The organism is Muriicola sp. E247 (genome assembly GCF_041358175.1).
GTDB lineage: Bacteria > Bacteroidota > Bacteroidia > Flavobacteriales > Flavobacteriaceae > Muriicola.
Map to the genome: position 1 here is coordinate 156,060 of NZ_JBGKBE010000002.1, position 25,484 is coordinate 181,543.

A 25,484-nucleotide genomic window follows, 5' to 3' on the forward strand; every position below is an offset into this window, starting at 1 on the left:
CCTGACCGAAGTCAGGGTTTTTTTTTATACTTTTTCCTTTAAGGCTGCAACATTACGGGTAAAGAGCTTTTTCTTCTTTATGACATCGGCAATTCCTTCAGGAAGCATTTCCTCCCAGCCCTCTTCACCGTTCATAATCTTTTTCAGTACATCCCTGGAGAAGATATGCATGATCTCGGGGTCGTAATCGATAATATCCATGACCTTTCCGTTGTATTTGAAGAACTTGTAGAGTTCTTTCATCCTCGGATGAACCTTGATATTATTGCTGGTCATGATCTGTCCGGTCTCCGGATTCTTCATGGGGTAGAGGTAAACCTTAAGGTCCTTAAAGAAAAGTTTTCCAAAGGCCTCCAGAATACCACCACTCAAGTGCCGGTAATACTTTTCGTCAAAGATTTCAATGAGATTGTTGACCCCCATGGTAAGTCCGATCCTCGCCTTGGTATAATTACCGAGATATTCAACCAGCTTATAATATTCCTGAAATTTCGAGATCAGTACAGTATGTCCCAGGGAACAAAGCAATTCAGCGCGATCCATAAAATCCTGTTCGTCGATTTCTCCAGACGCTTTTAAATTGGCAAGGGTAATTTCGAACATGACCACTGTATTTTCTTCTTCTACCGTCTGTTCGCGTACAAATATATCGTACGATTTCTGGAACATATCCATATTCACCATAGTCACAGGCCGGAAACTACCCCTTAGGGCCAGGATATTTTTCTTGTAGAGAACGGCTGCCGGAAGCAGGTTGTTTCCATCCGGCCCGAACATCACCGCATCGGTCATGTCGTTTTTAATCAATTGCAGACTAATTAACCTGTTGTCTACATTCTTGAAATTGGGTCCTGAAAAATTGACCATGTCAATTTCCACGGTGTCTTTATCAATATGGTCGTAGAGGTATTTGAGTAATTTTCTGGGCTTATTGTATTTGTAGAAAGCACCGTAAATCAGGTTAACCCCTACAATTCCGAGTGTTTCCTGTTGTAATCGGGCTTCGTTTTGTTTAAAACGGAGGTGAAGGATGATCTCATCGTATTCTTTCTGGTTGGGATCGAGCTGAAACATAATTCCAACCCATCCATGACCTTTATATCGTTTGGAGAAATCGATGGTGGCTACTGTGTTGGCATAAGTGAAAAACAACCTGTCAGGATGGTCTTCCCTGCTGATACGCTCTTCCATCAATTGCATTTCATGGTTGAGCATTTTCTTTAACCTGCTCTGGGTAACATACCTGCCGTCTTTCTCAATACCGTAAATGGCATCGCTGAAATTTTTGTCGTAGGCACTCATAGCCTTGGCTATGGTTCCCGAAGCACCTCCCGATCTGAAAAAATGTCTTGCCGTTTCTTGTCCCGCACCGATTTCTGCAAAAGTTCCATAGATAACAGGATTCAGATTAATACGAAGAGTTTTCGCCTTTATCGAAGGGATATTTTCGAAAGCAGGATCTTGATTTAATACGGATGACATTCCTCAGGGGTTTACGCTCCAAAGTTAATAAGAATGGGACATCTTTTAAATAAATAAGTCATAAATTTGAATAAAATAGATGAGCTGTTGAAATTAACTTTTTTGGGAACCGGAACCTCACAGGGAATCCCTGTAATTGGGAGTACTCATCCAGTCTGCCTGAGTGAAAATTCAAAAGATAAAAGGCTGAGGGTTTCAGTTTTGATTTCCTGGGATAATTTTAATTATGTGATTGATTGCGGGCCCGACTTCAGGCAACAAATGTTGAAACACGAAGTCAAGAAATTAGATGGGATCCTCTTCACACACGAACACGCCGATCACACGGCAGGGATAGATGATATACGCCCATTTTTCTTTCGTCAGGGGGATATTCCAATTTATGGCCATCAGCGAGTCATCGAGAATCTAAACAAAAGGTTTGATTATATTTTTTCTGATGAAAATCGGTATCCGGGTGCTCCGGCAGTAAAAGTCAACATCGTAAAAAATGATCAACCTTTTCAACTCGGGAATTTACAGGCACATCCTATTGAAGCCTTTCACAATCGCCTTCAGGTTTTTGGATATCGCATAGGGGAGGTCGCATACTTGACCGATGTAAAATCTATTGATGCTAAAGAGTTAGAGAAGATAAAAGGAATTAAAACACTATGTATCAATGCTTTGAGAATAGAAGCACACCACTCTCATTTTAACCTTGAAGAAGCCCTGGCCTTTGTAGAGAAAGTGCAGCCCGATGTTGCCTACCTGACACACATCAGCCATCATATGGGCTTCCATGATGAAGTGGAAAAGACCCTGCCCGAAAACGTCCACCTGGCTTATGATAATTTAATTGTAAATATTAATTGATGCGAACGCGAATTTTTTTATACCTGTTTATCTTCACTGCAATGATCGCCCTGTACTTATACGTAAGTGGATCAAAACAACTCACTGTGAGTAATGAAAAGGCAGAAGCACTGGAAATGGAATTAGAAAGTGTGCAGGACTCTCTCAGAAGGACAGAATTAAAGTTATTCGACCTGCAGTATTTTGCCCTTGAAAATAACGATGATGCACTCGCATACTACGATCACCTGTCATTGGACGACCCAACCCGATATATCGCAGACAAACTGCTGGAAACAAATGAGCGAAAAGGTGACAACCCCTTGATTCCCTATGAGGGAATGGAAAGTGATTTTAAGATCAACAAAATCAAGGTATTAAACCATCGATGGATTATAGCCGACTTCTCAGACGGGAAATACTGGGGCGAATTATTTATTGGGTATGAATTGAAAGATGATCTTTCGGTTGATTTTACTATGGTAGAACATCTGCTCTATACCCGGAGTAATTAGAGGTGTTTTTCTAGCCAGTTACGCATTCCGTAAAAATTCTCTCTTGATACCCCATGTCCGGTGGGAAAGTGTTCAAAAATATATTCAATGCCCAGGCGGTCTAAAAAAGCCGGTGTCTTTTCCGCCCAGGAAAAAGGGATTACCTGGTCGTATTCCCCATGAGAAACATATGCCTTCAGGTGACTATGGTCTTTTGTTTCATAACCGGGCCGGAGCGTTTTCTCATCTATATGTCCGCTTAATCCCAGGATGTTTTGAACCATTTCGGGGTAGGAGAGGGCCAGGGCAAAACTAAGCACCGTTCCCTGACTAAAGCCCAGCAGGGAAATTTTTTCGGGATCCAGATGATATGCGACAATAGCCTCTTCTATAAAGGTCTTCATTTTCAGAACCGACTCTTTTGCTTCTTCTGTATTGCTCCATTTTCCAAAATCTGCATCAAAATCTATAGAATACCAGGCATAACCATAAGGAGGTAGTGTGTGGGGTGCTCTTACCGAAACTACACATAAGGATTCAGGGAGTTCAGGGGCAAATGAAAAGAGGTCTTCCTCGTTACTTCCGTAACCGTGAAACAGAAACAATGCCGGAGCTTTATCGGTAGTGTTTTTCGGTGGCCTAACCAGGTGTTCAAGACTCAAGTGATGAGGCGTCATATTATTGAATAAAAGTAAACCATTTCTGAAAATAAGACCCTAGAATGGGCACAGGGTTGAGTTTGCCGGTCAAGGCGCCGATAAAGCCGTAGATCCACATCACAAAATAAAAAAGGTATAGTGCCATCCAGGCATATTTAGAAAACCAGACGCTCAGGAATATCGCACATCCAAGAAAAATGAGATGTAAGCCAAATGCCTGTCTGATGTGGAATCTGGCAAAGCTGTTCCTGGGTTCCAAATTCATGGTGATAGCTATAAGTGCTCCAACCATTGTTAGATACCCTACAATGGCACTCGTTTTTCCTTCTTTGATTTCTGTTGAAGTCATAGCATGTTCTTAGTCAGGATTAACAAAGAACTGATCGTCAATTACTGTCCCATACACACAACCTTTGCCTTGCTTGCCTATGTACATGCTGTTTTTGGAAGTTGATTTCAATTCCTTCTTTTCGGTTTGTTGATCCCCTACGGGATTAAAAAGACTCAGACAGGCAACTTCACCTTCTTTGATGTCAGCCGCTGGGATGTTAAAACGATCCCGCCCTTTAGTCAGCAAATGTATGGTCTGCTCCGTGCCAAATATGGAATTAAGAACCCCAAAAGCAGATTCAAGGCCAAGGGAGCCGTATGCCGCCCGGTCGAATTCTATGCGTTTTTCTTCAATATCAATGGGCAGGTGGTCTGTGGTGATCATGTCGATTACTCCCGTGCGCAGACCTTTCCTGAGTGCTTCCCGGTCCTTTGATGTCCTCAATGGGGGCATAACTTTGAAATTGGTATCAAATTCATCCAGGACTTCATCCGTAAAAATGAGGTTGTGAAGCGCCACACTGCAGCTCACATTAAGACCTTTCTTCTTTGCATTGGCAATAAGGTTCACAGCCCCAGCCGTGGAAATAGTGGGAATATGCAATTTCCCGCCTGTATATTCGAGAATAAACAGGTCTCTCGAAATCTGAATTTCCTCCGCCAGTGCAGGGATTCCACCCAGACCTAGTTTGGTGGAGGTATTCCCCTCATGTACACTGCCATTCCCGGCGATTGAAACATCGAGCGGAAAGGAAAAGACAAGCCCGTTGAAACCCTGTGCGTATTGCAGCGCAATTTTAAGGAGATTGGAATTGGTTACCGGACTTTTAAAATCGTAAAAAGCCACGGCACCCGATTTACTCATATCGTATAATTCGGCGAGATCGACACCTTCAGCCCCACGCGTTAAAGAGCCAATGGGATAAACCCTGGCTCCCTTTTCCGCCGCAGTCTTTTTCAGAAAGATGATATCCCCACTGGTATCAGGAACGGGATGTGTATTAGGGTTTAAAAGGATATCAGTAAAGCCGCTGAATGCAGCTACCTTAACCCCATTAGAAAGGGTTTCACGCTCTTCATATCCCGGTTCGCCAAAACTAACGCTGCTATCGAGCCAGCCTCTGGACACATGGAGGTTTGGCAGAGAAACTATCTTGGTTTTCGAATCTGTTTTTACAGAGACCCCTATTTTTTCAATACTGCCATTTTTAATCCAGATATCTCTTACTTTCCCGTGCAATCCTTTGTTATTTTCATCGAGGATCTTGGCCGATTTAAGGAGTATGTTCATTTAAGTGCTTTTTGAATGATTACCTCAAGGAGAATGAAAAGCAGTGCTAAAATAACAAACCATTTCCAAAGGCTTGTAACTGCCCTCATATTTTCAATCTCCTGAAAAATCCCTGAGATTGAACTATTTATTTTAGCTGCTGCGCCAAAAGATTCATTGTTCAGGTAGTCTAACTGGCTCTCGGTCCTTTTGTGATTAAAGCTGAAAGACCTTTCTATCTGGGCGTTTTCCAACGCATAGATACCTGGTTCGGTTGGAATTTCATCGAACCATAAGCGAGTTTTTTCTCCAATCAATTGCTGTCGGGGAATAAACTCCAGCCCCTCTTTTTCTAAACTCAGAATACGATCTTCTTCAAGGACTTCAGAAATATCAACAGAACTGTTTGCTCCCAGAGGATAATAAAGTTCGGGCAGGTTTCTGCTGCGGACTGCCATGGCGTACAAAGTGGGTACAATTAGGGGGGAACTGGTAAAATTGGAGTTGCCCGGATCAAGCGAGGCAGTAAAAACGTATACATTATCCCTGCCCGCTAAAAATGGTTGCTCATTGGCATACCTCAAAATGCCACTCCATCTCCCGTTGAGCCTATAATGCTCCTGAACCTTGGGGTAATCAAAATTATCTACCCGTTCTTCAAAAACATCAGAGTACAAGGGATGTGTGTAATTGATTCCAGTTATTTCGACGGGGGTTTCGTTTTTACTCCCAAAGGAAATTCCATACGAATTTAACAGAAGATTGAATTCTGAAATGTTCATGTTTACGGAGGGGATTAGTACTAAGCTCCCCCCTTGTATAATAAATTCCCTTAACGATTCTCTCATGGCAGGAGGTAGTCTGGGAACTTGATTGAGAATGACAAGATCCTGTTCATTAAGAGAAGCTATACCCTGATCCAGAGATCGTATATTTCTGAATTCGGTAAGATCGTCACCGAATAATCTGTTGAGAAATACACCTTCTGACTCTCCTACGGCCAGCACTTTGATCTTTTCCCGTGTATTGATGGTAAAATACAATTCATTGTCATATTCCAGTCCGGTATCTGATAGACTTACCACCCCCTCAATGAATTGTCTGTCCGGCAAAGAGAACACCAGTTCTGAACTTTCAGAAGGACTGTAGGTGACGGCCGATTTGGCTATCAGATCGTCTCGATTATAAAGTGATACCGGGGTAGAACCGTAATCGGTATTTGCGGAAATTTTTATCACCAGCTCGTTATCTGAAGCAGAGGTAGTTTTAATATAGGCCGAATCAATTGCAATATTCCGGAGTTCTTCAGAACGGATAGGTACGTAAATCATTTCCGTGTCCCCCGAAACCGTCACGGAATCACTTTCCATGGATCTCTGAAAATCTGAAATAAGAATAAGTTTTTTTAGCACGTCTTCGCGCTGCTTGAAAAACGTCTGCCCTTTTAAAATGATTTCCCTGAGCGTTAGCTGATTGGAAGCATAAGGTAATTGTAGCATGGAGTTTCGTATTTCTCCAAGCGTAACTTCCCTGAATTCGGAATCGTTGGTAAACAAAGAGAAGGAGACATCCTCGGGGATAGCAGTGATAAGTTCCTGCACAGCATTTTCCAGAAGTGAATTGTTGTCCTGTTTGGCCTGCATGCTGAAAGAATTGTCGAGGTAAATCGTTATTTCCTGTTCTTTGAAGGCTGTCGGATTTGCGATAAAAGGCTGAGCAAATGCAATGATCAAAGCCGTGAAAATGGCCATACGGGTAAGCAAGAGGAGCCATCTTTTGAGGGTCTGACTCTTCTGAGACTTTGCCTGGACCCGCTGCAACAACCTCACGTTGGTAAAGGGGGTAGGCTTAAACCTTCGAAGCTGTAAAAGATGAATGAGAATAGGGATGAGGAGAAGCCAGAGCGACCAGAGGAGTTGCGGGTATTTAAACAGCATGTCCTGAAATCATTTAGCAAATATAATCAAAGATTTTCAGCAATTTTAGTGTGTATCCAGGATAGTATAAGAATTTTAGATGAAAATAGCTTAACAGAAAAAGAAATAGTCTGTCATCTCTGTCAATGATCTGGCATCAAGATAGCTTCTTATTTGTTTTTGTGCTGTTGAATTGGCGACCGTAATAATACTCTGTGGTGTATCGCTCCAGTTCATCTTATCTTTATAAGGTCTCAGTGGCTGGCCATATATTTTCTTCCCGGTCTTTTTGGGGTTATCGCAAACCCAGTGAAATTTAGTATCGTTTTCCAGCAGCAATTTAGCTACGGTTTTACCCTTGTTACCCGCCCCCCATAGAAGTAAGGGCCGCATATTATCCAGATCATGTCTCAGGAAATAGTGAATTTTGAGTTCCAGAAAGGTATTGTTGGCATAATCAGGGCTGGTACGTGAAGTGCGGGTAGAATAATCCCTCCAAAGATGTAATACATTTTCCGAGGGAAGGCATTTTAATCCCGCTTCATACATTCGAAAAGCAAGGTCGTAGTCTTCCGGATATCTGTTCGTATCAAACGCACCACATTTCAGGAGGTCATCTTTATAGACCATCCAGCAGGGGGAGGGGATTACACATTCCTTGTATCGTTCTTTGAAGTTCGAGCCTTCACGAGTAAGTCGATTCAACCAGTTTTCATACATCTTATACCCCTCACTGATTCCCTTTGCCGAAAAATATCTGACCAGGCCGAGGGAAACATGACCCCTGCCGGATTTCTGCAATGCTCCAAGCATGACCGATAGTTTCCCGGGTACCATAATATCATCCGAATCCATTCTGGTCACCAACGAGCCTGATGAAGCTTGAAAAGCCGTTCTCAGGGCCATAATAATGCCTCTGCCGTTATTTTTTAATAGTTTGATTCTGGGATCCGACTTTTGATATTCTGAGATCAAAACGTAACTAGAGTCCTTAGAATGATCATCAACTGCAATGAGTTCCCAAAAAGGATAATCCTGCTGGAGTATGGAATCAAGACACTCCCGTAAATAGGCTTCGGTATTCCTGAAAGGCATCAGGATACTTACTTTCTCATTAGTCATGGGAACTATCTTTTACAGGCAGTAGCATCTACACCAAAGGTTAACTGTTCTGATTATGAGATTTATTGATTTGATGGGTAATTTTTTCAGGGCGATTTGTCCAAAGCTTTCTCAATGGCTTTTTCTGCAAGGGGAGCCATAATTTCATATCCTTTTTTTGTTGGATGTACCCCGTCTTCTGCGAGGTCGGGATCCAATCCCTGTTTCCCATTTACCATAGCACTGTAGTAATCGAGATAAATAGCCCCCTGCTTATCTGCGTATTCTTTGATCATAGCATTGAGCTTTGGTATTTTGATATCAGGACGTAACCCAGGCTTCCAGGGATAGTCGGAGGCCGGAAGGACTGAACAGAGAATAACAGCAATATTGTTCGATTGTGCGAGCTCGGTCATGGATTTCAGATTTGCGAGCGTCTCTTCAAGTGTCATGGGACCTGTATTTCCTGCAATATCGTTGGTTCCTGCCAGAATAAGTACAACACTTGGATTAAGATCGATTACATCCTGTCTGAACCGAACAAGCATCTGAGGGGTGGTTTGCCCGCCTATTCCTCTGTTGATATAGGGTTTGTCCCTGAAGAATGAAGGTTGTGTATGTAACCATCCAATCGTAATCGAATTTCCAAAGAATACAATACGGTTTTCCACATTCATTTCCTGTTCTAGTCTTTTGTTGGCTTCCCGAAATTCATTCAGCTGAGCCCAGTCCTGAGCCATTGAACTAACAGGTATGAGTACCAATAAAAATAGGGTAAAAGCTATTTTGTTCATTTGATATGGAAGTCTGGTTGATAGCCAAAAGATAATAAATAGGTAGCCGATCTCCATAAAAAAACCCTGCCTTTATTCGGCAGGGTTCAGTTTTCTTTAAGATTGGACTCTTATTCACAGGCAACGTCGTCACCATTTGCATCCCAGCAATGCCACATTTCATCTTCAAAATATGCCAGAGCCCGTACGCGGCCTTCATAAGTGCTTCTGCTCCATTCTATATCAACGTCAACAAATGCCTGCAGATTTGCATCGTATACATTTGCGTTAAAGTATGCGTCGTAATAGGCGTCCTGTAATCCGTATTCCAGATAACTGTTTCTAAACAGATCATCATTTTCCTGGTCGTCTAACTCCCTTACCCAGGTGTAGCGAATACTTCCGATTTCTTCGCCCGACTTTTCCCAGTCGATACGCAACATGGCATCAGGTCGTTCTGGTCCCTGATTGAGGATCCAGAATCCGCTGTTTCCATCGATAGCTGAGCTACCGGAGAACCATAGGAATTCTTCGAACCCTTCTATTCCTTCTTTGGTGATATACATCTCCCATAACACGGCATCTTCAGTAAGTTGCCCGGTGAGACGTGCAGAATATTCACTGGTGAATCCGTCAACGCTATAAGTCCATTGCCAGGTATCCTCCGATATTTTTTCGGGAGTTTGTGTAAAAGCAGCCTGAAATGAGGCTACTGGAACTGCTAGAGTAGAATACAAGGCAGAGCTCCATACTCCCACTACTACCCGGGAGAAAACCCAGTTGCCATTTGGAGCCTTGTTATCGTAGACCAGATTGGCTGATTTGCCAGAGTTTCCGTCTTCTTCAAACGCCTCAAAATCAAAGGCCATCGACTCGGAAGGCGGAAGTTCAGGGGACAGTGACTGCTCGGGAGTGTCAGTTGATTTTTCACAAGACACTGCAATAAGGGCGATCATACTAAGGATCAATCCTGTAAATTTCAATTTTTTCATGGGGTACTTTTTATCCAGATTATACGTACGCTATAACGCTCATATTTTGATAAAAGTATACGCCAGGAAGGGTTTTCCGCTGTATTTATAATATACAAGAAACCTATTTGAATACACTGCAACCCTTGAAATTATTACAAGAATGAATCATGCCATGAGTTAAAATGATCTAAAACGGATCAATATTTGGCACTTTTCCCATTGGCCTGGGTTTGCAGGATAAATGCTCTGATGTCCTCGTTCGCCTGCCTGAGATCTTCTCTTCTCAGATACATCATATGGCCACTGCGGTATCCCTTAAACTGAAAGCGATCCTTCATTCTACCGCTCGGATCTACCTGCCACATGGTGTATTTTGCATTGAAATAGGTGGTAGCACCATCGTAATAACCACTTTGGATGAGGACATTTAAATACGGATTCTGAGCCATTGCCTGTCTGAGGTTTTCACGGGTGTTATCATCATCGTTATCCCATGGCCTTACCGGTCCGAACATATTGTATTTCATATCAGTTTTAAAGTTGAGTTCTTCCTGCAAATAGTAATTAATGGCAGGGGTAAAGCTGTGCAGCCAGGAAGTGATTTCCGAATTATAATCCGGTCTTTCACCTGCAATTTGCCGGTCAATACCTAAATACCGGCTATCTAAGCGGCCTACAGTATATCCACGGTCTCTTAATAGGGCTTTCCAGAAGTAAGAAGTAGGAATAGATAGGTTGCGAGACAGGATTTCGTCTTTACTAAGCCCCGAATAATAAGCAACCCGTTCTGCTACCTGATTTCGTTCGGCCTCGCTGATGAATCCTCCTTTGGCTAAGGCAGGTATCAGCGTATTGATTGTATATTCTTCTGATTCGGGTAAGATTTCCAGAAGATCTTTACTTTGAAGAGCTGAAGGTAATGCCTTGTGATGCCAGGCGGCAGCTGTGTAATAAGGTAGGTTCAGTGCTTCACTTACCGGTCCGCCAACCCTGATCACCTTATAGTCGGCCGGACTCACCATTATTACCCCATTTAGGTACATCCACTGTTGATTCTGGAGGGCCAGGGACAAGCCCATTACTCTTGTGCCTCCGTAACTTTCCCCGACAATATATTTAGGGGATCTCCATCGATTATGCCTGGTGACAAAGGTGTTGAGCCACTCTGCCAGGTATTTGATATCTGCATTGATGCCAAAGAATTTGCTACGGTCGACTTCCTTACCGGTTTCCGGGATGGTTCTCGAATATCCGGTATTGGCAGGATTTACATAAACGATGTCAGTCACGTCGAGCACAGAATAGGGATTCTGACTAACCCCATAAGGTTGAACGGGAAATCCTTCGTCGTCAATATTGAGAATGCGTGGTCCGGTATAGGCGAGGTGCATCCAAACGGAACCTGATCCCGGACCTCCGTTAAAAGAGATGAGTAAGGGCCTTGCCTTCCTGTCCCTTACGCCATTGCGGGTATAGTAGGTGTAATGCAGGGCGGCTATAGGTTCACCCGATTCATCCCACACAGGCTGCGTGCCTGTTTCAGCAGTATAATTAAAGCTTGTACCATTGACTGTAACACTATGTTGCGTAATTACGGTCGTATCCAAGGGAATTGATCTGTTTTGCGAGAAAACACATGGAATTACAAAAAGAACAAGCAGGGTCAGGAAAATAGAATTTTTCATCAGAAGGAATTTTATGAGCTAAAAATAGGAAATAATGTCGACCCAATTAAACGCAATTATATCAAATAGGAAATTGGAGTTTTTTGTAACTTAAAGCTATGTTTAATAAAGCTAATTAAAGCATTGAATTAATGACACATATAACGAGAAGACATTTTAATCGCAGGCTTTCGGAAGGTTTATTGGGGACTGCAATCCTGGCACACTCACCTCTGGCATGTGCGATGGGAGCAAAGGAGAGGGAAGATCGTTCCCTGGGAATTGCGCTGGTTGGACTAGGGGGTTACAGCACATACCAGCTAGCTCCGGCCTTGCAGGATACAAAATTCTGTCACTTAGCGGGAATTGTAACGGGTACCAAAGCAAAAGAAGGCATCTGGGCTTCCAAATACAATATCGAGGAGAAAAACATATACAATTATGAAAATTTTGATTCGATTGCCGAAAACGAAGATATTGACATTGTCTATGTGGTTCTTCCCAATAGTATGCATGCTGAATTTTCTATAAGGGCAGCGAAGGCAGGCAAACATGTAATCTGTGAAAAGCCCATGGCAATTTCAGTGGGTGAATGTGATGAGATAATTGATGCGTGTAAAAGAGCAGGAGTAAAACTTGGAATTGGTTATCGCTTGCATTCAGAGCCTTATACCCAGGAGATAAAAAAATATGTAAAGGAGAAAACCTTTGGGGAGGTAAACTACGTTATGGCAGAAGCGGCTTATCGCTCAAGGGGCAATCCGGGTCAATGGCGCCTCAACAAGGCACTGTCCGGGGGTGGAGCCCTTGTGAATATGGGTGTTTACAGTATTCAAAGTGCAATCTATGGCACTGGCGAAAATCCCATAAGTGTTACTGCTCAGGAGTTTAGCACCCGCCCTGAATATTTTAAGGATACGGATGAAACCATAACTGCACAATTTGAATTTCCCGGAGGTTCTATGGGCAATATTTTCACTTCTCATAATGCCAGCGCCAACAGGCTATACGCTTCCTGTACCAATGGATGGTTCTCTTTGCAACCGGCCAGCACCTACATCCCACTGGCAGGCGAGACATCACGAGGGCCTATTCAATTCCCCAACGAATCTCAGCAAAAGTTACAGATGGACGACTTTGCAAGTCATATTCTCCATGGAACTATAAACCGGGCGCCCGGGGAAATGGGCAAGCGGGATATGATCATTGTAGAGGCCATTTATAAGTCGATCGCTGAAGGAAACAGGAAAATTAGCCTGGACCTCGGAAAGATGGGATTGGTGTAGATATGCAGCGGGTTAATATTTGTGAAGTAACCAATACTCTGCTCTTTTCTTATTGTCAAAAACTTTTAGCCGTGCAGAGCGGTTGGTCGCTACATCAACCAGGAAGTCTGATAAAGATTCACTTTTCCAGATTAAAGCCAGCATCACCTTGGTGCCCAACACCTTGGCGATTTTTTCTCCCAGAAAAAAAAGTTCAATAAGGGCGATATCCTGAGCTTTGAGGGGGGTGAGATCTACCAGCATCTTATTGCAGTGGTGCTCTTTGCAGGCTTTTAAAATTTCTTGGGGGTATTGCATAAATTCCCAGTAGTCGTAAGTTCCCTCTACGATCATCGCCAGGTAATCCTTTTTGTGTTCTACTGAAAAACTACTTACCATTCCCCTTGTGTATTTTCATTGGGTGATAGTAACTAGTTAGGTTGCTATCTAAAGATAGAAAATATATGCGTCAATTCGTGGATTACAGATCATTCATTAGATAATATTTAACAAATGATCCGAAATACTGTATATATTTCATAGAAAATTAATTTATACAGAGAAATAATCAGCATTAAAGGAGAATCCTTAACAATTTGTTTAAATATGAGGGTTTTATTTACCCCGACTTAACGATATGATAAACCTCAAGAATTTGAAATTTCAGCAGGAATTTAAAAGGAACAATAAGAAGAAGTTGAAAGAGGTGATTTAGAATTTTTCAAATACTCCAAGGCCAAACAAGGCAAAATCATATTTAACCGGGTCTTCAGAATCGAGGTATCGCAAGCTGACATCGAGTTCCTGTACAGCCCTGGCATCATTTTGTTTTCTGCTGAGCAAGCCCAGTTTTCGGGCCACATTTCCCGAGTGAACATCGAGTGGACAAGACAATTGAGAAGGATGCAGAGATTTCCATAGGCCAAAATCGACTCCGGCAGCTGAATCCCTGACCATCCACCTCAGGAACATATTAATCCTTTTTGCTGCCGATCCCCTGGAGGGATCCGATATATGTTTTTGGGTTCTTTTGGGATGATCCAGGCTAAAAAACAATCGCTTATATTCTGAAATGGAATTCTGGAGCGAGGCAGCTTCTGCATGCGCCTTAAAGACAGATTCTAAGCCACCGTGATGGGTATAGATATGCTGGAGGGCAGTTATGAAATAAGTGAAGTCTGTGCCATTAAAAGTCCTGTGAACAAAATTCTGGAGGGATTTCAAGTCGTTCTTTGTATGATCTTTCACAAATTGGAAGGGAGCCTGGTCGAGCAACTCCATCATCAACCGGGCATTATTGATTATACTTTTTCTGTTTCCCCAGGCAATTGTGGCTGTTAGAAATCCACTTATTTCAATATCCTCCTTTTTGATAAAGCTGTGAGGAATCTGTATGGGGTCGGAAGAGAGAAATTCAGGCCTTTGGTATTCCAGGACTTTCTCATCCAGGAATTCACGCAGGTTTTCCATATTTAGCTGATCATTTTTCACACCTGATCGATCAGACTTATAAGACAGAATAAAATGCCATTATGACTCATATGCATTAATATAGCATAGCGCAAACCCAGTTTCACCCTGAGATATCCAAGAAAAAAACCCATCAGTGTCTGGGGGGCAATAAGAAGTGGCGCCCACAATAACAAGGAAGCCCCTTCTTCAAAATTTCCCAGATGAACCAGACCAAAGATCAAACAAGAAACGTAAAAGGCGAGGGGGAAGAATGAAGATCGTTTAAATAAAACCAGGGGGCCTCGGAAAATTAATTCCTCGAGAATTGGAGCCACGAAGACCATCAAAGCAAGCACCTGAAAATATGAGTACTTGAGAAATAAGTCCTCTGTCTTGTGCTTCCCCATATCAATTTCAAGCCATTGAAATATCCCTTCTGCGATCATTACGATACCGACCCCAATAATCAGGTTCCAGAAAATTAGAGAAACCACCATTTTTAATCGCAAAGAGGAAGGCACTTTTCTTAACGGAGCGTAAGTAGGTTTAAGGGAAAAGTTCCAGAGATGTCTTAGTATCATGGATTAACTATAAGTCCGTCAATCATTGTTAGTTTCCTATCTGCCATATCCGCCAGTTCTTCATTATGCGTAACAATGACAAAGGTCTGGCCAAATTCCTTTCGAAGCTGGAAGAATAGTTTGTGGAGAATGTCTGCACTTTCCGAATCGAGATTACCACTTGGCTCATCTGCCAGAATTACCGAGGGGTTATTGATCAACGCCCGGGCTACCGCAACACGTTGCTGCTCTCCCCCGGATAGCTCACTTGGTTTGTGATGATATCGTTCTTTAAGGCCCAGAAAATCGAGAAGTTCTTTACCTTTTTCTTCGGCCAGCCGGGAATCCGTTCGTTTTATAAACGCAGGGATACAGACATTTTCCAGGGCAGTAAATTCAGGGAGTAATTGATGGAATTGAAAGATAAATCCAATGTGCTGGTTTCTGAAAACCGCCAGTTCCTTATCGTTGAGCTGGGTTACAGCTGTTCCATTGATCTCAAGCTTGCTATCTGCTTTATTTGTTTGTTGATCAAGGGTTCCTAGAATCTGCAGCAGGGTAGTTTTTCCGGCTCCGGATGCTCCAACTATTGAGACGACCTCACCTTTTTTAATGTGTAGGTCTACTCCCTTTAAGACCTGTAATTTACCGTAGAATTTCTGAAGATTTTTTGCGGAGATCATCCCGTTTATTTTGAAGTTCGAAAGTACACATTAGCCAGTTCACTACAAAATACAGGAATACCGTAATAGAATTACATTTTTTAAGGTTGTTTCCCTTTATCACATTACCTTCACATGGCCTTTCTATGCTAATTATACGTTAAAGTTTAGAAGAGGTCTGAGAATTCATTAATTTTGTTTAAGTTTAATCAGTAAAAAATAAACAAAATACAAGTTTAGTCAACAGCACCTTATATTTTAATCAATATGGCACCATATCAGAATCTTGAAGAATACAACCTGAACATTACCAATGAGGTTAAGGAACGTTACGAAAAAATAATAGATGAAATAGGGGAGGACGTCAAACGGGAAGGGCTTGCCAAGACCCCGGAAAGGGCAGCCAAAGCCATGTTGTTCCTTACGCAGGGTTACAAGCAGGATGCCGTTAAAATCCTTAAAAGTGCCATGTTTGCAGAGGATTATGACGAAATGGTCATTATTAAAGATATTGAAGTTTATTCTCTTTGCGAGCACCATATGTTACCTTTTTATGGCAAGGCCCATATCGCCTATATTCCTGACGGTCAGATTGTAGGATTGAGTAAAATTCCTAGGGTAGTGGATGTATTTGCACGCAGGTTACAGGTACAGGAGCGATTAACTCACGATATCCTCGAATGCATCAATAAGACTTTAAAGCCTAAGGGGGTTGCAGTTGTTATTGAGGCTTCACATATGTGTATGATGATGAGAGGGGTGCAAAAGCAAAATTCTGTGACCACAACTTCAGGTTTCCGGGGGCAGTTTGAGAAAATTGAGACACGGAATGAATTTCTGAAACTCATTAGTTCCCGACTTTCATAGGGCATTTTTTTAAAGATTTGTTATTCTGCATTGAATCATGTGGAACAAGCCATAGGATTTCTTTATTTTTATGGCGAGATGAAAAGTACTCCAAGCCTTAAATACCTTTTCCTGGGTTTGCTCTTTGACGGCATTGGTATGCTGTCGTTTTTTATTCCCGGGATCGGTGAGTTCTCCGATGTGATCTGGGCTCCCATCGCCGCATGGATAATGACCCGGATGTATAAAGGTAAAATCGGACAAATTGCCGGGGTAGTTACATTTATTGAAGAGTTGTTACCTGGGTTCGATTTAATCCCCAGTTTTACCCTTATGTGGATTTATTCGTTTATCATGGCGAAAACAGCTTCAAAAAAGGTCCTGAAGCCCTGATAGCAGGATCGCAAAATTATTATCCTTTTAAAATTCCTACTGATAATCTGAATTACTGGAAAAGTCGTTTAAAGCCCATCCGACTAAGCATTTTTTTCTCAAAATTCCAGAAAAAGGTAAATTGTCCAAAAAGCCATCCATAAATAACCAGTAATACCTGGTAAAAAGGGAAAATCAGCAACAAGCGTAAGGTCCAGTAAACCCAGCCACTCCACCAGATATCAGGAAATACGTCTCTTGAAAGACCAATCCAGGCCAGAAAAGGTTTTGCCACATAGACAGATGAAGACCCTGTGATGGCAAAGACCCAGAAAATTACAATCAATTGCCAGGTAGACTGTATGCCCCAATGTTTTTTCAAACGATTTGTCATTGCCCTTTTTTAAGGCTGCAAAGGTAGTTAATTAGATACGCGGAGCAAAAGGACCTAATCTTTGATTGTATTTGCGCTGGAAATAAACAAAGTAATTGTAAAGTTTATAATTCACCTCATAACCATAGTCTATGAGGGGGTCGTAGTTGATCTGGAGTTCGTACAAATTAGGATCATACTGAAGGTTATTAATCACGCGGTTATTCCATTCAATTACATAAAGACGGTTTCTAGTCTCCAGAAAGGATTGCGAATAGTATCCAGGCGGCCGGGCCACGGATTGCAGCCATACGTTAAAACCCGGTTCAATGATAATGATTTCGTAATTCGATTCAGGATCTGATATTTCCACTGTATCAGGCTGCGAGGAGCTAAAAGCTGTCTTTTCCTGGGCAGAAATCCCGGACGCGACTTTCGTACTGTTGCAACTCAATCCAAAAACAAGAAAGCCACTAACCAGAAGCAGCCCGAAAGGAAAAATTTTACTATTCGATTTTCTTTTCATACTACCTTAAGATACAAAAAAACCATCGGGCAAGGCCTGATGGTTTTGTTAAAAATCGTTAAGTGTTCTTTGTCTATTTTCCGAATAATCCGCCCAGCATTCCACCAAGGCCACCTTTCTTTTGTTTGCTTCCCAAAACCATGTCTGCCACATCGTCTAGTACGCTTCCATCACCATCAGCATCGATAAGGCTGGTGATAAGGCTCTGATTTTGTTTTGGTTGCCCCCCAAGCATTGAACCTAAAAGTGAACTTAGTCCGTTAGCATCACTCACATTACTCTGAGCTTTTTGCCTCCCGAGGTACCCCATTACAATGGGAGCCGCAATTTTTAAAATCTGTGCCACACTTCCGGCATCTACACCAGATTTCTGACTTAAGGCATTCTCCACTGCGGGTTGTTTATTTCCCAGCACATGACCTAATATTCCCGCACCGTCCTTGATTACAGAATCATTTACGCCTCCCTGGAATAAGCCTCCAAGATTATCCAGAATACCACCGGTATGTTTAGAAGAAAGCGCATTCATGAGACCGTCAGCATTTTGGGGATTTGAAGCGTTTTTCTTCATGGCACCCAATAAAAGGGGCATGGCCATACTCAGCACATCGGCTGTTTTTTCCGTCGGTTGTCCTGTTTGCTGAGAGACACCGCTAATGAGTTCTTTGCCCATCGGGCCACTTAATAAATCCAAAAGTCCTGACATAATACTTGTTTTATAAATTGAAAAATATGGTATATTCTTGCTTACATTTTAATCTAGCAACTGAATGATCTGTTCGGCAAGTTCGGTTCCAATTCTGTCCTGTGCTTCACCAGTGGCTGCTCCTATATGGGGCGATAGTGAAATCTTCGGATGCATTAGGATCCTGACTTCAGGAACGGGCTCGGATTCAAACACATCGAGTCCGGCAAAAGACACTTTACCGCTGTCGATGGCCGCAACCAGGGCTACTTCATCAATCACGCCACCTCTCGCTGCATTGACCAGACCAACACCATCTTTCATTATTTCAAAATCGGCTTTGCCAATCACGTATTCTTTCTGAGCCGGGACGTGTAAGGTAATGAAATCGCTGGACTTCAGCAGTTCTTCTTTGGAGCGGCTTTTCAAGTCGAAAGAAACTGATTGTCCATCATAAAAAGGCAGGTTGATCTGAGCCTCTTCGAGAAAAGGATCATGATAGATGACCTTCATTCCTATTCCCAGGGCTATTTTGGCGGTAGCCTGACCTATTCTTCCAAACCCAAGAACCCCTAGTGTCTTACCTCGTAATTCCGTGCCTTTTCCGTAATTCTTTTTCAGGGCTTTAAAGTTCTTGTCTCCTTCAAGAGGCATATTCCTGTTGGCGTCGTATAAAAACCTGACACCCCCAAATAAATGGGCGAAAACCAGTTCGGCAACGGAGGCCGAAGAAGAAGCCGGGGTGTTGATTACATGAAGGCCCTTTTCTTTGGCATAGTCTACGTCAATGTTGTCCATACCTACACCACCACGTCCAATTAGTTTTAGACTGGGACAGGCATCGATCAAGTCCTTTCTAACCTGAGTTGCACTTCTAACCAGCAAGCCTGTTATCTGCTCTTCATTAATAAAATTTACCAGTTGTTCCTGGGCTACATTGGTTGTCAATACTTCGTAACCTGCCGCCTCAAGGGCTAGTATCCCACTATTTGATATGCCGTCGTTGGCTAGTATTTTTTTACTCATATTCCGGATATTCTCTTTAGTTTTTTAAGGAGCGCCTTATGCTTTTCTTTCCAGATCACTCATCACGTCAACCAGGACACCAACACTTTCCAGGGAAAGCGCGTTGTACATGGAGGCCCGATAACCACCCACAGAACGATGTCCGTTAAGGCCGTTGATTCCCGCCTCCTTCCACATAGCATCGAAAGTATCCTTGAGTTTTTCATCGGTAAGGGTGAAGGTGGCGTTCATATTTGAACGATCCTCTTTTTCAGCGAAACCTTTAAACAAAGGATTCAGGTCGATCTCTGAATAAATGAGATTTGCTTTTTTCTCGTTGATCTCTTCAATGGCAGTTATCCCACCCAGGTCTTTAAGCCATTGGAGCGTTAACATACTGACATATACCGGAAAAACAGCCGGGGTATTAAACATACTATCTTTTTCAATATGTATTTTATAATTGAGCATGGAAGGGATTTTCCGACTCACCTTGCCCAAGAGATCTTCTTTGACGATGATAAGGGTGGTTCCGGCCGGACCCATATTTTTTTGTGCTCCTGCATAGATCAGATCAAATTTTGAAAAATCGAGCTGCCTTGAAAAGATATCCGAGCTCATGTCGCAGACAAGCGGTGCCTTTGATTTAGGAAAATCCTTGATCTGAGTGCCAAAGATGGTATTGTTTGATGTGAGATGCAGGTAGTCGAGCCCATCAGGAATATTGTATCCTTTTGGGATATAGTTGTAATTCTTGTCCTTTGAGGAGGCAACTTCAACTGCACTGCCGATTATATTGGCTTCTTTCAGGGCTTTAGCACTCCAGGTTCCGGTATTGAGATATCCCGCTTTGTTTTCCAGCAGATTATAAGCTACCATGGTAAATTGCATACTGGCCCCGCCTTGCAGGTAAAGTGCCTGATATCCCTTTCCTTCCAGGCCAAGGAGTTCAAGTGCCAGCGTTCTTGCCTTTTCCATAACGGCAACAAATTCCTTACTACGGTGAGAAATCTCAATCAGGGAAAGGCCTATTCCATCGAGTTCAAGAACAGCTTCGGCGGCCTTTTGCATTACCTCAGCAGGAAGAATACAAGGTCCGGCGCTAAAATTGTGTTTTTTCATAAGATGTGTTGCATTTTTTGCAGCTGTAAAGGTCGAAAAATAAGACGAGATAGGGGGTGTATTTCCCGAATAATTACATCAGGTTTTTAACAGGAATTCAACAGTATCCACCCCATCGGCATAGTCGGTCAACGACGGTTTCTGAGTGTGACCATAAGCTACTTCTTCAGCAGTGATTCCCTCGGCAACCACGCATTGAATCTTCTCGGCCTGAGCTGTCAGCTTTTCACTCAAAGCACTTTTTGATGAGTAGGTTTCGTAGAACACTGTTCCTATAGGAGAAGCATACGCTTCATCTTGTTTCAACAAGAGAAAGTCATTGTCGAGAAATTTAAATTCGCTCATCAGATAAACAGCCTTATTATAATCGTAGTTGTTGTGATACTTGTGGTGGTCCTTCAGATATAAATAAGAATCAATCGCTTCAAAAAAGGCTTTAAAATCATACTCTTCAGGTACAAATAATTTGCTTACACTCCTGCATCCCAGGCCAAAATACCTGAAGATGTCCTCTCCCAGGGCCTGGAGTTGTTCCTTTGTCTCATCCCCCTGCAATACGGCAACACTATTTCGATTTTTTCGAATTATATGGGGTTTGTGCCCGAAATAGTATTCAAAATAGCGGGATGTATTGTCACTGCCAGTGGCGATAACGGCGTCATATTCTTTCAGGATCCCTTCTGAAAATTCCACTTTTCCTTCTAGTTGCGGTTCATATTCGATCAATTTCCGCATAAAGAAGGGAAGGAGTACTTTATCGTTTGATGACATTTTTACCACAGCGCTGTGTCCGCTAACGAGAACCGAGAGAAGATCGTGGAAGCCAACCAAGGGAATGTTCCCTGCCATGATTATCGCAATCTTCCTTCCGCCATTCTCCGGTATGGAGTAGGAAGACGTCCAGGCCTGGAGATTATCCGGGCTTAGCAGTTCACCCCACGCCGACAAGGCATAGAGGAGGTTATCGTCGGTAAACCAGGCATTTTTCAGCCTTGCCTGTAGGAGTACAGCCTTAAGTTCCTCATATTCCCTCCCGAGGTTCTTTTTCCCAGGCTTATAACTCCTGAGAAAATCCCCAAGTTTAACAAATGCTTTTAATCTTTCTTCCAGGGTCGCCATATATTTGTACAAAACAGGTTTCAAGTGTACCTTTGCCGCAAAAGTATAAAACTGCAGGAGAAGTATTGATGAAGTCTGTTTTATCTTATAATTTCGAGTGCTTGCTAAAAGAAAAAGAGAATTATGGCCATTATTATAACCGATGAGTGTATCAATTGTGGTGCCTGTGAACCCGAATGCCCCAATACTGCTATTTATGAAGGGGCAGAAGAATGGCGATATAGTGACGGTACCTCTCTAAAAGGTGATGTGATTTTACCAGACGGGAAGAAGGTAAATGCTGACGAAGTTCAGGAACCCATTAGTGATGAGATATACTATATTTCACCTGATAAGTGTACCGAATGTATGGGGTTTCACGAAGAACCTCAATGTGCAGCTGTCTGTCCTGTTGATTGTTGTGTACCTGATGAAGACCATGTGGAGAGTGAAGAAACGCTGCTTTCCAAGCAAAGTTTTATGCACCCAGAAGGATAAGCCAGCTAATTATTCACTTTAAAGTTTTTCATCTCTTCCAGAGGTTCAATGATCTGATTATCCTCCCAAATAGATGCTTTATACTGCTTTAAAAGGGTAAATGGAATTTCCTCAGCCTCACTGAGGCCTTCGAATTCTTGTGGCTCCAGAGGGTTGCCCGTAAGTATGAGTAGTTCTTTTTTCTCCCTGCCTTCTCCCTCAAAAACAAAATCGAAAATAACTTTCTCACGATCCTTGCTGTTCTCAATAAACTTGAGGGGTCTGCTGAGATACACGTAATTACCATGATCCCTTTTGATGTAATAGGGCTGATATTTTCCCGTCTTTTGCTGTTTGTATAGGATGATACCTTCATTCTTGTTCTCCACGTATTTGACCCCCAGCAGGAGCTTCATATTGAATTTCTTCCCTTCTTTCCCTTCACTGAAGGAATAATCAGCTTTGAGAACAGCAAAATCATAGGAAGAGATATATAATTTACCACTAAACTTTGATTTCGACTTTCGTGGCCGATACGAAACGACGTAAATGGGGTTGCCCTGGAAGTAGGAGGCTCCTTCCAGGGTAAAACGATAGGAATCAGTATTGAGAATTTTGTCCAAAAAAGAAAGTTCAAACCACTGGGCTGTACGAAGAGTTCTCACTACCGACGACTTCACCTCCCTGTTGGTAAATGTTGTTTTTTTCTCATTGCGAAAGTCGTCCTGATCAAAGGCCAGAGAATCTTCAATCTTAAATAAACCCGTTTTTAATTTATAGGTCAGTGTAGTATCCAAATACTGTAGAATGATATTCTGAGCCTTTTTCTGGACATCATCAAGGGAGAAGTCTTTTCTGCTGTCGATTAGCTTTGTGGCTTTGTCGATCACAATTTTACTCGAATCCTTATCCTTTAAAAAAATAGCTCCGCTGTAGTCCTGAAACTCAATTAACCGGCTATCCTTTATAGCCCTTGCAAGGGAATCGAGCTGTTCACTCGCCAGGGCTACCTGTTCCCTGGGAATCGCTGTGGCTTTTTTGATGTCAACATTCAGCCGGTCAAAATTCATGTAAGTTGTGCCCCGAAAGAACATCTGATATTTTTGTAGCTCATTCACATAGTTTTCAGGGTAAGCTTTTCTGACCTCCCTAATAATTTCCTCTGCTGTAGGCATGCGGTTCCTCAAAAGCACTTCACTTAGTTCAATGGTTGAAGGCTCCAGGTAGATGATCTGATCCTGAATAAAGGAGTTTACCGCTAAACGCCTTTGTTTATAGCCCATTGAAGAGATTAGCAAGCTGTCTGTTTCCGTATTAATGGGCCTTATGGCAAATCCACCTTCTTCATTGGCAATTGTGCCATGGTCTGGCCCAAGTTGGATGGTAGCAAAGGGAACAGCTTCTTTAGTGTTGCTATCCATAATTATTCCCCTCAAACTCTGTGCGTTGGCAATAAAGCCCAGGCAAAGTATCACTGAGTTAAAAAGTATACGCATTCGTGTCAAGTAGATGTAATTTGTGAGTTAAGACGAATTATTTATAAAATTGTTACTCAGTTCAGCCAAAGATTGATCAATCAGGGGTTGCCATTTTAGAAAGAATCTCTCGAAATATCTTCGCACAGACCATTGCCGTCATTTTATTCAGGTCCCGGTCAGGATTGTATTCTACTATATCAGCTCCGATAATTGGACCCTGAATCGACTGGATGATATGAAGCAGCTCTCTGGTCGTAAATCCTCCGGGCTCCTGGTGTGATACTCCCGGGGCGAATGCCGGATCCAAACTATCGATATCTACGGAAAGGTAAAGAGGCTTTGTAAAGGAAGGAATGGATTCCGGTTTAAAATCCTTCATTTCAATAATTTCTACTCCGAATTTATCCGCCTGTTCCCGCTGATGTGTATTTAAGGTCCGAACACCGATCTGAACCAGCCTGCTGGCAAGATTGTCTTCCATTACACGTGCAAAAGGGCAGGCATGAGAATAAGGATCCCCATCGAAACTGTCATAAAGATCGCCATGGGCATCGATGTGAAGAATCTCTATTGGCCCTGATCGCTGATGCACGGCCTTGATTACTGGATAGCTAATTGAATGATCTCCCCCTAAACTTATAATCTTATTTTTCCCATTTAAGTTAGAAGCTGTAATATCTTCTATATCAAAGTATTGATTTATTTTAAAATCGCCTTTGTCTTCAAAAATTCCCGGGTGCACATCCAGTCCGTTTTCTGAAAAATAATTGGCAGATGAACTGTGATAGGCGGCTCTGATCTCAGGCGGGGCTTTGGCAGCTCCTCTCAGGAAGGAAGATTTTTCATCGAATAAAAACCCCTGAAGGGTGATTGTGCTGGGCATCTTTAGATCCTTGAAGTTTTGTGTTCTAAATATACTAGTAAAAAGTATATTTGCAGCCCGTAAAACAGATACAACAGAATGAAAGCAGGTATAGTAGGACTTCCGAACGTAGGAAAATCGACCTTATTCAATTGTTTGTCCAATGCAAAAGCTCAGAGCGCCAATTTTCCGTTTTGTACGATAGAGCCCAATATTGGAGTGGTTAACGTCCCTGATCAGCGTCTGGAAAAACTCGAGTCACTCGTTAATCCGGAAAGGGTAATTCCCGCTACCGTGGATATTGTTGATATTGCCGGACTTGTAAAAGGAGCGAGTAAGGGTGAAGGATTGGGGAATCAATTCCTCGGTAATATCCGTGAAACAGACGCCATTCTTCACGTTTTGCGATGCTTTGATGATGATAATGTGGTGCATGTTGATGGTTCGGTTGATCCCATTCGCGATAAAGAAACCATTGATATGGAACTACAGCTGAAGGATCTCGAAAGCATCGAAAAGAAACTGGATAAGGTAAAGCGCGCTGCAAAGACCGGAAACAAGGATGCCCTGAAAGAAGAGGCTGTTCTGTTAAAAGTCAAGGAAAATCTGGAAGCGGGTATTTCAGTCAGGGCCATTCAATTCAGTGCTGAAGATCGAAAGGAATTTATAAGTCCTCTCCAGCTCATTACAGACAAACAGGTGCTCTATGTATGCAATGTGGATGAGTCGTCTGCAGTTTCAGGGAATAAATATGTAGATGAGGTGAAAAAAGCTACGGCCGACGAGAATGCTGAGATTATTGTGCTTGCTGTGGGAACAGAGGCTGATATTTCAGAGTTGGAGACCTATGAAGAGCGTCAACTCTTCCTGGAAGATCTGGGTCTCGATGAGCCGGGATCTTCAAAACTTATAAGAGCCGCCTATAATCTCCTTAACCTGCACACTTATTTCACGGCAGGGGAAAAGGAAGTCAGGGCCTGGACAATTCCCGTTGGGGCCACGGCCCCTCAGGCTGCCGGGGTAATTCATACCGATTTCGAGAAAGGATTTATCAGGGCTGAGGTCATTTCCTATGACGATTATATTACCTTTGGAAGTGAAATAAAAGTGAAAGAAGCCGGAAAGATGCGTGTAGAAGGGAAGGAATACATAGTTAAGGACGGAGATGTGATGCATTTCCGATTTAATGTATAGCGCCTCCCTG

28 protein-coding genes are annotated in these 25,484 nt (G+C 42.5%); 7 read left to right on the forward strand and 21 right to left on the reverse strand.

The window, feature by feature from the left end; translation table 11 throughout:
- Nucleotides 1–24: 24 nt before the first annotated feature.
- Entirely contained in the window at nucleotides 25–1,482 is a 1,458-nt protein-coding gene (locus ACA086_RS04270) for a TonB-dependent receptor (protein ID WP_371002108.1), read from the reverse strand.
- An 87-nt stretch (nucleotides 1,483–1,569) separates the two neighbouring features.
- Here ACA086_RS04270 and ACA086_RS04275 point away from each other — a divergent pair, with 87 nt between their 5' ends.
- A complete protein-coding gene (locus ACA086_RS04275) occupies nucleotides 1,570–2,337 on the forward strand; it encodes an MBL fold metallo-hydrolase (protein WP_371002109.1) in 768 nt (255 codons plus the stop codon).
- Entirely contained in the window at nucleotides 2,337–2,831 is a 495-nt protein-coding gene (locus ACA086_RS04280; protein WP_371002110.1) for a hydrolase, read from the forward strand. Before ACA086_RS04275 ends, ACA086_RS04280 begins: the two co-directional genes overlap by 1 nt.
- Here ACA086_RS04280 and ACA086_RS04285 read toward each other — a convergent pair.
- The 8 genes from ACA086_RS04285 to ACA086_RS04320 form a co-directional block, all read right to left on the reverse strand.
- Nucleotides 2,828–3,487 (reverse strand): alpha/beta hydrolase, encoded by a 660-nt coding sequence (locus tag ACA086_RS04285; protein ID WP_371002111.1) that lies wholly within the window; start codon nucleotides 3,485–3,487, stop codon nucleotides 2,828–2,830. The genes ACA086_RS04280 and ACA086_RS04285 overlap by 4 nt on opposite strands.
- Nucleotide 3,488: 1 nt before the next feature.
- The gene (locus tag ACA086_RS04290; protein WP_371002112.1) at nucleotides 3,489–3,818 is read right to left on the reverse strand and encodes a hypothetical protein; all 330 of its coding nucleotides are present in this window, start codon (nucleotides 3,816–3,818) and stop codon (nucleotides 3,489–3,491) included.
- A 9-nt stretch (nucleotides 3,819–3,827) separates the two neighbouring features.
- Nucleotides 3,828–5,090, reverse strand: a complete 1,263-nt coding sequence (locus ACA086_RS04295) for a dihydroorotase family protein (protein ID WP_371002113.1) — start codon at nucleotides 5,088–5,090, stop codon at nucleotides 3,828–3,830.
- The gene (locus ACA086_RS04300) at nucleotides 5,087–7,006 is read right to left on the reverse strand and encodes a BatA domain-containing protein (RefSeq protein ID WP_371002114.1); all 1,920 of its coding nucleotides are present in this window, start codon (nucleotides 7,004–7,006) and stop codon (nucleotides 5,087–5,089) included. Before ACA086_RS04300 ends, ACA086_RS04295 begins: the two co-directional genes overlap by 4 nt.
- 90 nt (nucleotides 7,007–7,096) lie before the next feature.
- Nucleotides 7,097–8,107 carry a glycosyltransferase family 2 protein gene (locus tag ACA086_RS04305; protein WP_371002115.1) on the reverse strand — a complete coding sequence of 337 codons (1,011 nt, stop codon included), beginning with the start codon at nucleotides 8,105–8,107 and terminating at the stop codon, nucleotides 7,097–7,099.
- 86 nt (nucleotides 8,108–8,193) lie between these two features.
- Complete coding sequence (locus ACA086_RS04310; RefSeq protein ID WP_371002116.1) at nucleotides 8,194–8,880, reverse strand: SGNH/GDSL hydrolase family protein; 687 nt, start codon at nucleotides 8,878–8,880, stop codon at nucleotides 8,194–8,196.
- A 110-nt stretch (nucleotides 8,881–8,990) separates the two neighbouring features.
- A complete protein-coding gene (locus ACA086_RS04315; RefSeq protein WP_371002117.1) occupies nucleotides 8,991–9,851 on the reverse strand; it encodes a hypothetical protein in 861 nt (286 codons plus the stop codon).
- Between the two features lie 179 nt (nucleotides 9,852–10,030).
- Nucleotides 10,031–11,518 (reverse strand): S10 family peptidase, encoded by a 1,488-nt coding sequence (locus tag ACA086_RS04320; protein ID WP_371002118.1) that lies wholly within the window; start codon nucleotides 11,516–11,518, stop codon nucleotides 10,031–10,033.
- A 131-nt stretch (nucleotides 11,519–11,649) separates the two neighbouring features.
- Here ACA086_RS04320 and ACA086_RS04325 point away from each other — a divergent pair, with 131 nt between their 5' ends.
- A complete protein-coding gene (locus tag ACA086_RS04325; protein ID WP_371002119.1) occupies nucleotides 11,650–12,783 on the forward strand; it encodes a Gfo/Idh/MocA family protein in 1,134 nt (377 codons plus the stop codon).
- A gap of 12 nt (nucleotides 12,784–12,795) precedes the next feature.
- Here the strand turns inward: ACA086_RS04325 and ACA086_RS04330 are convergent, their stop codons facing one another.
- The 4 genes from ACA086_RS04330 to ACA086_RS04345 all read right to left on the reverse strand — a co-directional run bounded on the left by ACA086_RS04330 (nucleotide 12,796) and on the right by ACA086_RS04345 (nucleotide 15,457).
- A complete protein-coding gene (locus ACA086_RS04330; protein WP_371002120.1) occupies nucleotides 12,796–13,161 on the reverse strand; it encodes a hypothetical protein in 366 nt (121 codons plus the stop codon).
- Nucleotides 13,162–13,473: 312 nt separating this feature from the next.
- Nucleotides 13,474–14,232, reverse strand: coding sequence for a TIGR02757 family protein (locus ACA086_RS04335; protein ID WP_371002121.1), 759 nt, complete (start codon nucleotides 14,230–14,232; stop codon nucleotides 13,474–13,476).
- 17 nt (nucleotides 14,233–14,249) lie between these two features.
- Entirely contained in the window at nucleotides 14,250–14,795 is a 546-nt protein-coding gene (locus ACA086_RS04340) for a lysostaphin resistance A-like protein (protein ID WP_371002122.1), read from the reverse strand.
- The gene (locus tag ACA086_RS04345) at nucleotides 14,792–15,457 is read right to left on the reverse strand and encodes an ABC transporter ATP-binding protein (RefSeq protein WP_371002123.1); all 666 of its coding nucleotides are present in this window, start codon (nucleotides 15,455–15,457) and stop codon (nucleotides 14,792–14,794) included. The genes ACA086_RS04340 and ACA086_RS04345 overlap by 4 nt, the downstream gene beginning before the upstream one ends.
- Before the next feature lie 246 nt (nucleotides 15,458–15,703).
- Here ACA086_RS04345 and folE point away from each other — a divergent pair, with 246 nt between their 5' ends.
- Nucleotides 15,704–16,303 carry a GTP cyclohydrolase I FolE gene (gene folE, locus ACA086_RS04350; protein ID WP_371002124.1) on the forward strand — a complete coding sequence of 200 codons (600 nt, stop codon included), beginning with the start codon at nucleotides 15,704–15,706 and terminating at the stop codon, nucleotides 16,301–16,303.
- A gap of 78 nt (nucleotides 16,304–16,381) precedes the next feature.
- Entirely contained in the window at nucleotides 16,382–16,675 is a 294-nt protein-coding gene (locus tag ACA086_RS04355; protein ID WP_371002473.1) for a hypothetical protein, read from the forward strand.
- Nucleotides 16,676–16,727: 52 nt separating this feature from the next.
- On the opposite strand, the gene ACA086_RS04360 is transcribed toward ACA086_RS04355, so the two are convergent.
- The 6 genes from ACA086_RS04360 to ACA086_RS04385 all read right to left on the reverse strand — a co-directional run bounded on the left by ACA086_RS04360 (nucleotide 16,728) and on the right by ACA086_RS04385 (nucleotide 21,484).
- The gene (locus tag ACA086_RS04360) at nucleotides 16,728–17,048 is read right to left on the reverse strand and encodes a DUF6787 family protein (RefSeq protein WP_371002125.1); all 321 of its coding nucleotides are present in this window, start codon (nucleotides 17,046–17,048) and stop codon (nucleotides 16,728–16,730) included.
- A 31-nt stretch (nucleotides 17,049–17,079) separates the two neighbouring features.
- On the reverse strand, nucleotides 17,080–17,553 hold the full coding sequence (locus ACA086_RS04365) for a DUF6146 family protein (RefSeq protein WP_371002126.1): 474 nt from the start codon (nucleotides 17,551–17,553) through the stop codon (nucleotides 17,080–17,082).
- Between the two features lie 73 nt (nucleotides 17,554–17,626).
- Complete coding sequence (locus ACA086_RS04370) at nucleotides 17,627–18,259, reverse strand: DUF937 domain-containing protein (RefSeq protein ID WP_371002127.1); 633 nt, start codon at nucleotides 18,257–18,259, stop codon at nucleotides 17,627–17,629.
- 48 nt (nucleotides 18,260–18,307) lie between these two features.
- Nucleotides 18,308–19,264, reverse strand: a complete 957-nt coding sequence (locus ACA086_RS04375) for a D-2-hydroxyacid dehydrogenase (protein ID WP_371002128.1) — start codon at nucleotides 19,262–19,264, stop codon at nucleotides 18,308–18,310.
- Between the two features lie 36 nt (nucleotides 19,265–19,300).
- Nucleotides 19,301–20,365 (reverse strand): 3-phosphoserine/phosphohydroxythreonine transaminase, encoded by a 1,065-nt coding sequence (serC, locus tag ACA086_RS04380; RefSeq protein ID WP_371002129.1) that lies wholly within the window; start codon nucleotides 20,363–20,365, stop codon nucleotides 19,301–19,303.
- Between the two features lie 78 nt (nucleotides 20,366–20,443).
- Nucleotides 20,444–21,484, reverse strand: a complete 1,041-nt coding sequence (locus ACA086_RS04385; protein WP_371002130.1) for an acyl-CoA reductase — start codon at nucleotides 21,482–21,484, stop codon at nucleotides 20,444–20,446.
- A gap of 123 nt (nucleotides 21,485–21,607) precedes the next feature.
- Between ACA086_RS04385 and ACA086_RS04390 the strand changes: the two genes are divergently transcribed.
- Nucleotides 21,608–21,961, forward strand: a complete 354-nt coding sequence (locus ACA086_RS04390) for a 4Fe-4S dicluster domain-containing protein (RefSeq protein ID WP_369749460.1) — start codon at nucleotides 21,608–21,610, stop codon at nucleotides 21,959–21,961.
- Nucleotides 21,962–21,966: 5 nt separating this feature from the next.
- Here the strand turns inward: ACA086_RS04390 and ACA086_RS04395 are convergent, their stop codons facing one another.
- Both ACA086_RS04395 and speB read right to left on the reverse strand, forming a co-directional pair.
- On the reverse strand, nucleotides 21,967–23,436 hold the full coding sequence (locus tag ACA086_RS04395) for a carboxypeptidase-like regulatory domain-containing protein (protein ID WP_371002131.1): 1,470 nt from the start codon (nucleotides 23,434–23,436) through the stop codon (nucleotides 21,967–21,969).
- 76 nt (nucleotides 23,437–23,512) lie between these two features.
- Nucleotides 23,513–24,301 (reverse strand): agmatinase, encoded by a 789-nt coding sequence (speB, locus tag ACA086_RS04400; RefSeq protein WP_371002132.1) that lies wholly within the window; start codon nucleotides 24,299–24,301, stop codon nucleotides 23,513–23,515.
- Nucleotides 24,302–24,379: 78 nt separating this feature from the next.
- Between speB and ychF the strand changes: the two genes are divergently transcribed.
- Nucleotides 24,380–25,474 carry a redox-regulated ATPase YchF gene (ychF, locus tag ACA086_RS04405; protein WP_371002133.1) on the forward strand — a complete coding sequence of 365 codons (1,095 nt, stop codon included), beginning with the start codon at nucleotides 24,380–24,382 and terminating at the stop codon, nucleotides 25,472–25,474.
- Nucleotides 25,475–25,484: the final 10 nt, after the last annotated feature.

Excerpts from the sequence above, each read along its gene's own strand:
- ACA086_RS04310 (WP_371002116.1), bottom strand. The coding sequence starts at position 8,880 with ATGAACAAAATAGCTTTTACCCTATTTTTATTGGTACTCATACCTGTT.
- ACA086_RS04305 (WP_371002115.1), bottom strand. The coding sequence starts at position 8,107 with ATGACTAATGAGAAAGTAAGTATCCTGATGCCTTTCAGGAATACCGAA.
- ACA086_RS04315 (WP_371002117.1), bottom strand. The coding sequence starts at position 9,851 with ATGAAAAAATTGAAATTTACAGGATTGATCCTTAGTATGATCGCCCTT.
- ACA086_RS04360 (WP_371002125.1), bottom strand. The coding sequence starts at position 17,048 with ATGACAAATCGTTTGAAAAAACATTGGGGCATACAGTCTACCTGGCAA.
- ACA086_RS04330 (WP_371002120.1), bottom strand. The coding sequence starts at position 13,161 with ATGGTAAGTAGTTTTTCAGTAGAACACAAAAAGGATTACCTGGCGATG.
- ACA086_RS04280 (WP_371002110.1), top strand. The coding sequence starts at position 2,337 with ATGCGAACGCGAATTTTTTTATACCTGTTTATCTTCACTGCAATGATC.
- ACA086_RS04320 (WP_371002118.1), bottom strand. The coding sequence starts at position 11,518 with ATGAAAAATTCTATTTTCCTGACCCTGCTTGTTCTTTTTGTAATTCCA.
- ACA086_RS04295 (WP_371002113.1), bottom strand. The coding sequence starts at position 5,090 with ATGAACATACTCCTTAAATCGGCCAAGATCCTCGATGAAAATAACAAA.
- ACA086_RS04335 (WP_371002121.1), bottom strand. The coding sequence starts at position 14,232 with ATGGAAAACCTGCGTGAATTCCTGGATGAGAAAGTCCTGGAATACCAA.
- ychF (WP_371002133.1), top strand. The coding sequence starts at position 24,380 with ATGAAAGCAGGTATAGTAGGACTTCCGAACGTAGGAAAATCGACCTTA.
- ACA086_RS04355 (WP_371002473.1), top strand. The coding sequence starts at position 16,382 with ATGAAAAGTACTCCAAGCCTTAAATACCTTTTCCTGGGTTTGCTCTTT.
- ACA086_RS04375 (WP_371002128.1), bottom strand. The coding sequence starts at position 19,264 with ATGAGTAAAAAAATACTAGCCAACGACGGCATATCAAATAGTGGGATA.
- ACA086_RS04290 (WP_371002112.1), bottom strand. The coding sequence starts at position 3,818 with ATGACTTCAACAGAAATCAAAGAAGGAAAAACGAGTGCCATTGTAGGG.
- serC (WP_371002129.1), bottom strand. The coding sequence starts at position 20,365 with ATGAAAAAACACAATTTTAGCGCCGGACCTTGTATTCTTCCTGCTGAG.
- ACA086_RS04285 (WP_371002111.1), bottom strand. The coding sequence starts at position 3,487 with ATGACGCCTCATCACTTGAGTCTTGAACACCTGGTTAGGCCACCGAAA.
- ACA086_RS04390 (WP_369749460.1), top strand. The coding sequence starts at position 21,608 with ATGGCCATTATTATAACCGATGAGTGTATCAATTGTGGTGCCTGTGAA.
- ACA086_RS04370 (WP_371002127.1), bottom strand. The coding sequence starts at position 18,259 with ATGTCAGGACTTTTGGATTTATTAAGTGGCCCGATGGGCAAAGAACTC.
- ACA086_RS04395 (WP_371002131.1), bottom strand. The coding sequence starts at position 23,436 with ATGCGTATACTTTTTAACTCAGTGATACTTTGCCTGGGCTTTATTGCC.
- speB (WP_371002132.1), bottom strand. The coding sequence starts at position 24,301 with ATGCCCAGCACAATCACCCTTCAGGGGTTTTTATTCGATGAAAAATCT.
- ACA086_RS04365 (WP_371002126.1), bottom strand. The coding sequence starts at position 17,553 with ATGAAAAGAAAATCGAATAGTAAAATTTTTCCTTTCGGGCTGCTTCTG.
- ACA086_RS04385 (WP_371002130.1), bottom strand. The coding sequence starts at position 21,484 with ATGGCGACCCTGGAAGAAAGATTAAAAGCATTTGTTAAACTTGGGGAT.
- folE (WP_371002124.1), top strand. The coding sequence starts at position 15,704 with ATGGCACCATATCAGAATCTTGAAGAATACAACCTGAACATTACCAAT.
- ACA086_RS04340 (WP_371002122.1), bottom strand. The coding sequence starts at position 14,795 with ATGATACTAAGACATCTCTGGAACTTTTCCCTTAAACCTACTTACGCT.
- ACA086_RS04300 (WP_371002114.1), bottom strand. The coding sequence starts at position 7,006 with ATGCTGTTTAAATACCCGCAACTCCTCTGGTCGCTCTGGCTTCTCCTC.
- ACA086_RS04325 (WP_371002119.1), top strand. The coding sequence starts at position 11,650 with ATGACACATATAACGAGAAGACATTTTAATCGCAGGCTTTCGGAAGGT.
- ACA086_RS04345 (WP_371002123.1), bottom strand. The coding sequence starts at position 15,457 with ATGATCTCCGCAAAAAATCTTCAGAAATTCTACGGTAAATTACAGGTC.
- ACA086_RS04270 (WP_371002108.1), bottom strand. The coding sequence starts at position 1,482 with ATGTCATCCGTATTAAATCAAGATCCTGCTTTCGAAAATATCCCTTCG.